This is a genomic window from Mycobacterium sp. 1165196.3, assembly GCF_001673415.1.
In the GTDB taxonomy this organism is placed as follows: Bacteria; Actinomycetota; Actinomycetes; order Mycobacteriales; family Mycobacteriaceae; genus Mycobacterium; species Mycobacterium europaeum_A.
The window spans coordinates 1-5,807 of record NZ_LZLU01000113.1 but is presented as its reverse complement, the minus strand read 5'-3'; the positions used below and the strand labels follow the sequence as shown (position 1 = coordinate 5,807).

General features: G+C 71.2%; 5 protein-coding genes and 3 pseudogenes. 1 reads left to right on the top strand and 7 read right to left on the bottom strand.

Translation table 11 applies throughout. From position 1 onward, the window contains the following. Nucleotides 1–187 precede the first annotated feature (187 nt). Nucleotides 188–895, top strand: a pseudogene (locus A5659_RS12290) (Rossmann-like and DUF2520 domain-containing protein); the annotation flags it as partial. Between the two features lie 258 nt (nt 896–1,153). On the opposite strand, the pseudogene A5659_RS28505 reads toward A5659_RS12290, so the two are convergent. From A5659_RS28505 to A5659_RS12255, 7 genes and pseudogenes are all read right to left on the bottom strand, one after another. Continuing rightward, nucleotides 1,154–2,092: pseudogene (locus tag A5659_RS28505) on the bottom strand (DUF6779 domain-containing protein); the annotation flags it as partial. 74 nt (nt 2,093–2,166) lie between these two features. Continuing rightward, entirely contained in the window at nt 2,167–2,643 is a 477-nt protein-coding gene (locus tag A5659_RS12280; RefSeq protein ID WP_066868391.1) for a DUF3180 domain-containing protein, read from the bottom strand. Further along, the gene (folK, locus tag A5659_RS12275) at nt 2,643–3,188 is read right to left on the bottom strand and encodes a 2-amino-4-hydroxy-6-hydroxymethyldihydropteridine diphosphokinase (protein WP_067139862.1); all 546 of its coding nucleotides are present in this window, start codon (nt 3,186–3,188) and stop codon (nt 2,643–2,645) included. The genes A5659_RS12280 and folK overlap by 1 nt, the downstream gene beginning before the upstream one ends. Continuing rightward, nucleotides 3,185–3,586 (bottom strand): dihydroneopterin aldolase, encoded by a 402-nt coding sequence (gene folB / locus A5659_RS12270; RefSeq protein WP_066868388.1) that lies wholly within the window; start codon nt 3,584–3,586, stop codon nt 3,185–3,187. Before folB ends, folK begins: the two co-directional genes overlap by 4 nt. Next, nucleotides 3,579–4,430: a dihydropteroate synthase gene (gene folP / locus A5659_RS12265; RefSeq protein ID WP_197497991.1), complete on the bottom strand. Its 852-nt coding sequence runs from the start codon at nt 4,428–4,430 to the stop codon at nt 3,579–3,581. The genes folB and folP overlap by 8 nt, the downstream gene beginning before the upstream one ends. Next, nucleotides 4,427–5,041 (bottom strand): GTP cyclohydrolase I FolE, encoded by a 615-nt coding sequence (gene folE / locus A5659_RS12260; RefSeq protein WP_066879442.1) that lies wholly within the window; start codon nt 5,039–5,041, stop codon nt 4,427–4,429. The genes folP and folE overlap by 4 nt, the downstream gene beginning before the upstream one ends. 16 nt (nt 5,042–5,057) lie before the next feature. Further along, nucleotides 5,058–5,807: pseudogene (locus tag A5659_RS12255) on the bottom strand (cell division protein FtsH); the annotation flags it as partial.

The window sequence follows — 5,807 nt, the reverse complement described above, 5'->3', positions numbered from 1 at the left end:
GGTCGCCGACCTGCTGGCCCGCCTGCAGGTGCAGCCCTCCGAAGGAGGCCGGCGCCGCCGCCGCGAGAGCTGAGCTGGGAGCTTCCTCACATTGGGTAACGCCTGGTAATCGACTACAGTCGTACTGACCGAACGGTACCCACCAAGTGGGACCGGAACGAAACAAGATTCTGTGAGGTCGTCTGCGATGGTGCAGTTCGACGGTCTGCGCCCGGCTCGGCTCAAGGTGGGAATCATCTCGGCCGGCCGGGTCGGCACCGCCCTCGGTGTCGCGCTGGAGCGCGCGGACCACGTCGTGGTGGCGTGTAGCGCCATCTCCCGTGCGTCCCGGCAGCGCGCCGAGCGCCGGCTGCCCGACACCCCGGTGGCGGCGCCGCCGGAGGTGGCCGCCGGTGCCGAGCTGTTGCTGCTCGCGGTGCCCGACAGCGAGCTCGCCGGGCTGGTGTCCGGGCTGGCGGCGACGTCGGCGGTGCGGCCCGGAACCATCGTGGTCCACACGTCCGGCGCCAACGGGATCGGCATTCTCGAGCCGCTGGCCCGGGACGGCTGCATCCCGCTGGCGATCCACCCGGCGATGACATTCACCGGCTCCGACGAGGACATCAGCCGGCTGGCGGATTCCTGCTTCGGCGTCACCGCGGCCGACGAGGTCGGCTACGCGATCGGGCAATCGCTGGTCCTGGAGATGGGCGGGGAACCGTTCTGCGTGGCCGAGGATGCGCGCGTTCTGTACCACGCCGCGCTGGCCCATGCCGGCAACCACATCGTGACCGTGGTCGCCGACGCGCTCGACGCGCTGCGCGCCGCCCTGCGCGGCAGTGAACTCCTCGGCCAACAGACGGTCGACGACCAGCCGGGCGGCATCGCCGAACGCATCATCGGGCCGCTGGCCCGGTTGCGCCGGGGGCGGTGGCGGGGACGGCGTCGCGGCGGCCGGTGGGGACACGACCGGGGCCTCGTCGCCGGGCAAGGAATTGCGGGCGCCGTAGTCGCGGTACTCCGCGGAGTGACGCGACCGCGCCCGGCGACCGGAGTCGCCGTACGGCGCAGGCGGGACCGGCTCGACGGGCATCCCATCCCAGGCGTCGTCGACGCCCGAATGCCGGGCGCGCCGCCGTCCGCCGGCCGATTCGCCCGGCGAATCACCGCCGACCCAATTGCTGCCCGGCGTGCCGGGTGGCAACCACAGCCCTCCCGCGGCGGCCGGCTGCCAGCCCTGGCCCGGCCAGTGCGCCTGCGGCTGCCGTTGGGGTTCCGGCGCCGGTTCGGGTTCGGGCTGCGGCTCCGGTTGGAACTGCGCCGCCGGCGGCGATGACGGTTGCTGACGCGGCTCGAACCGTTGTTCCGCCGGTCGCGCGTACGCGGACTCCTCGGCGTATGCGGGCTGCTCGGCGTACGCCGGATCCGGCGCCGGTTCGTACTGGTTGCGGACCCGTTCACGGCGGGGCGGCGGCTGCTGGCGAGGCGGGATCAGCGGTTCTTCGGGCACGTCGATGATGGCGTCGTCGCGGTTGTCCTGCGGCACCGACGTCACGCGGTCGCTGGACACCCAGTCGACGGGGTTGTCGCGCGGGTTTTCGCCGTTGCGATCCCACTCGCTGTACGCGCGCTCCGGCTGCGGCTCGGCCTCGGGCGTTCCCCCGAGGGCCGGGCGCTGCGCCAGGTCGGTGTCGAACAGGATTTCCAGGCTGGTCCGCAGGGCGGACAGTTCCGCACGCAACTCAGCCAGATCGTCGGCGGCCTGGGCGCGCAGCTCGGAGGCCAGCTCGCGGCGCAGCTGCGACTCCACGGTCAGTTCGTATTCACGCCGGGCCGAGATCTCCCGGTCCAGCTGCAGGTCGTAGACCAGCTTGAGGTCGCGGACCCGGGACTGATCGGCGTCGCTTTGGCGTCGATAGAGCACGGAAACGAAGGCGCCGGCGACTGCGGCCCACAGCGCCAGGATTACAGCGAGCTTGAGAAGTTCCACCCGATTGGTGAAAACCAATGCGGAGCTGGCCCCCATCGCGAGGACCAGCAACGCGGTCAAGAGCACCCACCCCGGCCTGCGGCCGCCGCGCCGCACCCGGGCGCCGCGGGACAGAACGGTCATGGCCTGAGAGTACCTGCGCGAGGTCAATCCGCGTGTCGCGTGCCTCCGGCGATTCTCACCCGGGCTTGCCAGTGCTAGCTTTCCGCGCCCTCGCCGTGCTCGGTCGGATCCTGCGGTGACTTGCAGCAATGTTGCAGCCACAGCGCGGCAACGAGCAGCGCCAGCGCGCTGACGGCCGCGACCACGGTCCCCGTGGTGTCCTCGGCGGCCGCCCGCAACCACGATTTGCGGGGCAGGAAGTACACCAGGATGCCGACCCACCAGCCCAGCATCAACGCGCCGACCCAGGCCGAGGCCTTGGCGACCATCAGGCTGCGCGCCACCGCGAGCGGATGCAGCCAGCCCGGGCCGGAGCCGATCTCGCCCTCGCTGATCTTCGCCCGCACGTAGCGCGCCCACAGCGCCTCGACGACGGCCACCGCCAGCAGCGACAGGCCGGTCCACACGGTGATCGGCGGAAACCACCGGTATAGGCCCTTGACCAGCAGGTATCCCACCACGGCGGTGCCCACCACCGCGGCGGTCAGGTCACGCTTGCGGGTGGGTCCCATCAGGTCGTCGGCCCCCGATCGGCCGGCTTCCCGTTGAACCGCAGGGTCAGGTCGGTCGGCCGGACGCCGTCCCGGTCGGCCGCTTCCAGCTGGGCGAGCAGGCCCGCGACCGGCTGCGGACCATCGGCCAGGGTCAGCCGCGCGTCCGGCTCGACGTCCAGCCAGGGAATGAGTACGAATGCCCGGAGGTGGGCCAGCGGGTGCGGCAGCGTCAGGTTGTTCTCCCGGGAGATCACCTCGGTCGGGCCGTAGCAGGCGATCAGGTCGACGTCGAGGGTGCGCGGCCCCCAGCGCTCCCCGCGCACGCGGCCCGCCGCCCGCTCGAATTCCTGCGCGCGGCGCAGCCAGGCCTGCCCGTCCCGGGACGGGTCGTCGGCGATCACCACCGCGTTGAGGAACGGCGCCTGATCCACCCGGCCCCAGGGGTCGGTCTCGTACACCGGTGACACTGCGCGCACCGTCTCCCCCAGCCCGTCGACGACGGACTGCAACCGGGCCAGCCGGTCGCCCAGGTTCGAGCCGATCGATAGCACCACGCGTGTCATAGGGCCCCGCCCGCCGGAACCACCGAACCGCGGCCGCCGCGGCGCGACCGCCGCACCACCACGGCGACGTCGGCGAACTGCTGCGGGATCGGAGCCTGCGGCTTGTGCACCACAACCTCGACGGCGTGCACGCGCTCGTCGTCCATCACCTGGTCGGCGATCTGGGCTCCGACCGTCTCGATCAGGTTGCGCGCGGGCCCCGCCACCACGTCGGCGGCCAGCCGGGCCAGCGCCGCGTAGTCATAGGTGTCGGCCAGTTCGTCGCTGGCGGCGGCGCCGGCGAGGTCGATCCACACCGTGATGTCGACGACGAAGTCCTGACCGTTGGCACGCTCGTGGTCGAACACCCCGTGTTGTCCGCGAACCGTCAAGCCGCGCAATTCGATTCGATCAGCCATTGTCTCCAGCCAGTTCCGTGTGCGACCCGCCGGTCCAGGCCGCTACGACCTTGAGGGCATCGACCGTGGCCCGCACGTCGTGCACCCGCACCCCCCAGGCGCCGTGCAGGGCGGCCAGCGCCGACACCACCGCGGTGGCCGTCTCGCGCCCGTCGGGCGGTCGCGGCGCACCGTCGACCCCGGCTAACAACGTACCGAGGAACCGTTTGCGCGACGCACCCAGCAGCACCGGGATGCCGGTGGCGACCAGCTGCGGCAGGGCATGCAGCAGCGCCCAATTGTGTTGTCCCGTCTTGGCGAACCCCAATCCGGGATCGATCATCAACTGGTCGGGGTCGACACCGGCGGACACCGCGGCGTCGACGCTGGCCAGCAGCTCGTCGCGCACCTCGCCCACCACGTCGCGGTACTGCGGCGCCGCGTGCGGGCGCTCGGCCGACACCGATCGCCAATGCATCAGCACCCACGGCACTTTCGCGTCGGCCAGCAGGGGCGCCATCGCGGGATCGGCACGGCCGCCGGACACGTCGTTGACGATGCGCGCTCCGCCGCACAGCGCCGCGCGCGCGACATCGGCGTGCATGGTGTCGATGCTGACAGTGATCCCTTGAGCCGCAAGCGCTTTGACGACGGGTATAACCCGGGCGGTTTCGACCCCGGGGTCGATCCGCGTGGCGCCGGGCCGGGTCGACTCTCCCCCGACGTCGACGATGTCGGCGCCGTCGGCGACCAAGGCCAACCCGTGCGCCACCGCCTTGTCGGGATCGAGGTAGCGGCCGCCGTCGGAGAACGAATCGTCAGTGACGTTCAGAACTCCCATTACCTGCACGGGCGCCAGACTCACTTACGCAGGATCAGGTCGAGCGCCTCCGCTCGAGAAGCCGCGTTGGTTTTGAACAGGCCGCGCACCGCCGAGGTGGTCGTAACCGCTCCGGGCTTACGCACACCGCGCATCGCCATGCACAGGTGTTCGGCCTCGACCACGACGATCACGCCACGCGGGTTGAGCTTTTTCACCAGGGCGTCGGCGATCTGGCTGGTGAGCCGCTCCTGCACCTGGGGCCGCTTCGAGTACAGGTCGACCAGTCGGGCGATCTTCGACAGGCCGGTGACCCGGCCGTCGTTGCCCGGGATGTAGCCGACGTGGGCCACACCGTGGAACGCCACCAGGTGGTGCTCACACGTGGAGTACAGCGGAATCTCCTTGACCAGCACCAGTTCGTCGTGCTCCTCGTCGAACATGGTGTTCAGCACGCTGTCGGGATCGGTGTAGAGCCCGGCGAACATCTCGCGGTAGGCGCGCGCGACGCGGGCCGGTGTCTCGCGCAGGCCGTCGCGGTCGGGGTCTTCGCCGATCGCGTGCAGCAACTCGCGGACCGCAGCCTCGGCGCGCTCCTGATCGAACGCGCGCGTCGCGGGCACCGCGGTATCCGGCCCCAAACCGCGTAAGGCCATCGAATCCTCCGTTTGCTCAGCCGTGAGCCGGCGGGTTGGACCGGCTCACGTCGTCATCCTGCCGGTCCGGCGACCCACCCTCCGGGGCGGGTTGGCCGGGCGGCGGATACGGCGGATACGGCGGGTACGACGGGTGCGCCTGACCCGGGTGACCCGCTCCACCCTGCTGACCGGGATAACTTTGCTGACCGCCGGGATGGCCTTGCGGTCCCGGATAGCCCTGGGGGCCCGGGTAACCGCGCGGCGGTTGCTGCCAATAGGGCTGCTGCTGCCCGGGCTGCGGATGCCAGTAAGTCGGCTGTTGTTGCTGCGGCGGCCAGCCGGGCGCGCGCCAGCCGGCGGGGGCCCCGTAGTCGGGCTGGGTGGGACCCTGCGGATCGCCCTGCCGATTACCGCCACCCTGAGCGCCATGAGAACCGTTGCCGCCGTTGGCGTTTCGATCGGCATCCAGCCGCGCGGCGGCGGCCGCCTCGCTGGCCCGGGCGATGGCCGCCTTGAAGGCCGGCTCGGGGGTCGGCGGCGGCCACGGCTCACCGCGCTCGATGGCCAGCTCGCCGGGCGTCTTGATCGGCGGTTTGTCCGACGGGATACGGCCGCCGAAGTCGTCGAACATGGTGAGCCGGGGCCGCTTTTCGACGCCGGAGAAGATGCTCTCCAGCTCGGCCCGGTGCAGGGTTTCCTTTTCCAGCAGCTGGCCCGCCAAAATGTCGAGAATGTCGCGGTATTCGGTGAGGATCTCCCACGCCTCGGTGTGGGCGGCCTCGAT

What these genes read in the sequence shown, in the direction of transcription:
- folB (WP_066868388.1), bottom strand. Translation starts at nt 3,586, where the DNA reads ATGGCTGATCGAATCGAATTGCGCGGCTTGACGGTTCGCGGACAACAC.
- folE (WP_066879442.1), bottom strand. Translation starts at nt 5,041, where the DNA reads ATGGCCTTACGCGGTTTGGGGCCGGATACCGCGGTGCCCGCGACGCGC.
- A5659_RS12280 (WP_066868391.1), bottom strand. Translation starts at nt 2,643, where the DNA reads ATGGGACCCACCCGCAAGCGTGACCTGACCGCCGCGGTGGTGGGCACC.
- folK (WP_067139862.1), bottom strand. Translation starts at nt 3,188, where the DNA reads ATGACACGCGTGGTGCTATCGATCGGCTCGAACCTGGGCGACCGGCTG.